Origin of the sequence: Halobacillus trueperi, from assembly GCF_003386945.1 — a bacterium.
GTDB lineage: Bacteria > Bacillota > Bacilli > Bacillales > Halobacillaceae > Halobacillus > Halobacillus aidingensis.
The window spans coordinates 1-4,224 of record NZ_QUAE01000045.1 but is presented as its reverse complement, the minus strand read 5'-3'; the positions used below and the strand labels follow the sequence as shown (position 1 = coordinate 4,224).

Below are 4,224 nucleotides of genomic sequence, written 5' to 3'. Positions count from 1 at the left end.
GCATCATCTGAACTGTAAGATTTCGTCAGGGGAAATACTTCCCACTGGTCTGCAACCCATTGGTCTAGATCATTTAAGACGACATTAGAAAGAAGGGGAGATAAAATCCCACCTTGCGGTGAACCCTTATCGGGCACACCTTCACCATCTATTTCCGATGTAATCATTTTAGAAATACATGCCCATACCTTTCGGTCTTGGATGCCGATATTCCAGAGTTGCTTCTTTAATAGGCGATGATTTACGTTATCAAAGAAACTTTTAATATCTACATCAACGACGTAATGAAGTTGACTATGGTTAATCAAGAACTGTATCCTTGCCATAGCATGATGAGCAGACCGCAGGGGTCTGAAACCGTAGCTATGTTTGAAGAATTGAGATTCTACAATCGGTTCGAGAACTTGTTTGAAGCATTGTTGGATCACTCGATCCAAGATGCATGGAATCCCTAGAGGTCTCCATTTTCCGTTCTCTTTTTGAATCCATTCTCTTCGAATCTTCTTCGGGTGATAGTTTCTAAGTTTGGTTCGGACTTCGTTTACCAGATCTTTCTCGGATAGCTCTTTCATGTCATCGATGGTCTTCCCATCGGTTCCTGGTGTTTTTGATCCCTTATTGGTTTTAATCATGCGAAAAGCGAGCAGGATGTTTTCTCTCGATATGATGGTTTCATATAAATGAGAGAACGCATTTCCCTGACTCGCTTTTTCATGAAGATCCGTAAAGGTCTCCGTCATATTATAATAATCCCAGTTTCGCAGCGTTGACACTGTGGCATCCCTCCTTTGGAGCGATGTTCCCACGTTCCTACCCGATCGGTGCCATTCACGTTAGGAAAATAATCGTTTCATACTCTAGACTTGGGGCTATTCCTTCACTTCCATTACAGAAGTTTCATCAGTCATTCCCCTACCCTCACAAGGATAAATGCTTTTCAGCATAGCTTTATAGCAACCGTTTCAGGTGACAGCCTTTGATTCAACGTCCCTTGCTTTCCAAGTACCATACAACGTAGCTATCCATACTAGACGTAGATGCTTCCTGTAAGCCTGTGAGCTCGATACCGCCATCGTTCGGTATAGCGTCTTTCAGAGGGGGCAGTTTTACTCCACACCACTCACGTCATCGTAAGATGACACGTAAGTTTCCTTACGTTCGAAACTATAGACCCTTAATAACGATAGGTAGCCTACTAAGTGTAAAACTCTTGCGAGTTCAATTCTCTTTTCAGCTTTCCCTCGTCCCACACCGTGCGTGAGATTTTCACCTCACACGGCGTTCCCTCGAAAATTATGTTTTCTTTATCATTCAATCATGATTATCCTCTGGACTGTTTGAGTTTCTATTTTTTTGTATTTAGAACAACGTTAGTTGTGTATATCTAACTTCATTGTTGGAAATATCTAAATCATTTTCAAAAATACGATTGTTCCCCACCAACACTCTTAATTTATCCAGCTTTTCAATGGCTTTTTTATTTAGATTTAGACTTTTCAAAAGCGTCCTTATTATTGTTGTTTTTGTGGCATGTACTAGCTTATGAACTTCTGATTTTATTAATGTTAGATTTTGATAGCTGTCATCGCGTGTTTTATGCCACGGTATTTTATGATGACAATGCATGTCTAATAGTTCTAATTGCTCGCCAGTAACCGCACATTTCCCGCTCTGAGCTACATAAAGAGATAAGCGATTGTCGTTGTATTCTACCGTCGCTCTACCAATTAATACAGGGTGTTCTCGTAACCACTTAAGTTCTGTTTCGGATACGTTTGTTAGATTCTTATGAATTAACTTTCGTCCTTCTTCAGTGTACTTGTTAATGGAGTTACGTTTCATCATTGGATTTTTATTTTTAACATCGGCTAGATGAAGTATTGGACTTTTCATGAGATATCGAATGTAATTGTTCTCTCGTTTAGTATATTTCTTTAGCCCTTTATCTTTGCCCTTGTAAATCCCATTTCTAGTAAACCCATTTGTATTCTTGTCGTTCGGCTTGCTTTTTGGAAATCGGTTGTACATTTGCTTCAGCAATTCGAGACCTACTCTTTTCAGGTCCAGGTTCACATGTGTAGCAATCTCATAATAATTATGTATTCCAATTATCATGCTATTGTACTTTGAGATTTCCTTAATGCAATTTGAGCTGTCTGGAGTTTTTTGTATCTTTTTAATTTGTTCAGTCAGTTTCGCTTTCTCTGTGTTTATTGCTTTTTGGGACATGTGCGTTTCCGCCACGTACTTTGTTGCACCTGTTTTCGTTTTGCCTTTTTTAGTTGCTTTAAGGGTGAATCCTAAGAATTCACTTTTTCGTTTCTTTAAGTTGGTTACCTTTGATTTCCCTATTGAGATTGGTAACTTTAGGCGCTCTTCTAACCACATTTGCACAGCCTTAAATATTTTCTCTGCGTTGTTTCTTGTGTTTGTGAAGATTTTGAAATCATCTGCATAACGTACAATGTACATTGGCTTCAACTTGGTTTTCTTCAAGGCTCTATTGTCTCTACCTGTTCTACCTTCTTGGTTTTTATATTTGAAGCTATATCGTGTTTTCACTGTTTCCCATTGGTCACTTATCCACCAGTCAAACTCATTTAGGTTAACGTTAGCTAGTAAAGGACTGAGTATACCCCCTTGCGGGGTTCCTTTTGTTGGATGGGAGACTTCCCCATCTTCCAATTGTATCGGTGCCTTTAATATCTTACGCAGTATAACAAGTAGCTGTTTATCTTGTATCCCGATCGTCCATAATTGACGCATCAGTTTCACATGATTTACCTCATCGAAAAAGCCTTTAATGTCCATATCAACCACATACGTTAGGTTTGTTTTGTTTATCTTGAAGTTTGCATCTGCGATAGCATGTTGTGTACTTCTATTTGGTCTAAAGCCATAGCTTCTAGTGTTAAATTTGGCTTCACAGATTGGTTCCAAGACTTGCAATATGCATTGTTGAATGAGCCTATCCCAAAGCGATGGTATTCCAAGGGGTCTCGTATTCCCATCTGGTTTTGGAATATCCCTCCTGCGAACTTTTCTTGGTTGGTAGTTGTTGAAACGATTCTGTATTTTCCTTAGAAGTTGGTCTTGGGACATCCGTTCAATCGTCTCAATGGTTATTTTATCCACCGAAGGTGTGTAACTTCCTTTGTTTCGCTTAGTGTTTCTGTAAGCAAGAAGGATATTATCCTTTGAGGTGATAATTTTCATGAGACGTTTAAACTTTTTCCCATCGTTCGACTCTTTGTACAATTCATCGAAAACCGTCTGCATACCGTAGTATTCAGAATGCCTGTTTTTATTGTCCTTGGGTACCTTGTCCTCAGATTTTTCATTCATGGTCTATCACCTTCCTTCATGAGAATTTAGGTGACCTTTTGAGTCTCACCAGAATCCATGCGAGGATTGAATGATAGATATTCCTTCCATAAATTTCGACTTGTGGCTGTTCCTTCTTCTCTCATTACAAGAGCTGTCATCGGTTGTGCCACTACTTTCATCAGTCATTAAAAACAGTTCATTCGTTTTCACGTTTCCTGTTTAACTTGAAGTGCCCCTCGCTCTTACGAGCAACGTTGACTGCTTCCGACGTTCCTTTCCGACTATCATTGTATTTACTTAGGTGTCTCCTTTTCCCCGTGTCTAGCTCCGCAGCCTATAACTACGTTAGAATTTACTCTCCGAAGGAAAATTTCAATTCTTTAGACAAGCAATATTTTCACGCCCGATTCATTTCTGAACCGTACTTCTATCGAGGTTTACATTCGGAGATTTGTCAGCCATTGGTACGACATTCTCACCATATTAAAAACGACAGAGAGTCTTCACTACAGTTCCATCGGGTTTATTACTCCCTTGGCTTTCGGTTACCTTTACGGCACTTCGGCAGTTTCAACCTTCGTTACCCAGCTATGGTTGCCCTAGCCGACTGCAATCGACTAGAGGTTAGGGTATCTTACTGGAGAAGCTTCAAGGCGTTACCCTATCTTTTTCATTCTCTCATCGAAAAAGTTGTTCTCTTTGTAACTTTTATTTGAGTTACTTAGAGCCGTTCTCTCCCCATAAAGTTATTAGCTTTACTTTTGAGAACAACGTCTCGCACCCTTCGGAAGTTCGTCAGTTCCTATCTCAAAGAACGATTCTCACCCTATCTAGTTTTTCAGCCGTGAGGCATATCCGTCGGCATACCTTAGCTATGGCTTCAGCCTTCGTTCTGCC

2 protein-coding genes are annotated in these 4,224 nt (G+C 40.0%); both read right to left on the bottom strand.

Annotated features, from left to right (window positions below; genetic code table 11):
* Positions 1–773: reverse transcriptase domain-containing protein (locus DYE48_RS20845; protein WP_244199500.1), on the bottom strand; the 773-nt coding region annotated here is incomplete at its 3' end.
* A gap of 586 nt (positions 774–1,359) precedes the next feature.
* Entirely contained in the window at positions 1,360–3,345 is a 1,986-nt protein-coding gene (gene ltrA, locus DYE48_RS20840) for a group II intron reverse transcriptase/maturase (RefSeq protein WP_115825222.1), read from the bottom strand.
* Between the last annotated feature and the right edge of the window lie 879 nt (positions 3,346–4,224).

Coding starts and splice junctions, on each gene's coding strand:
- ltrA (WP_115825222.1), bottom strand. CDS start 3,345: ATGAATGAAAAATCTGAGGACAAGGTACCCAAGGACAATAAAAACAGG.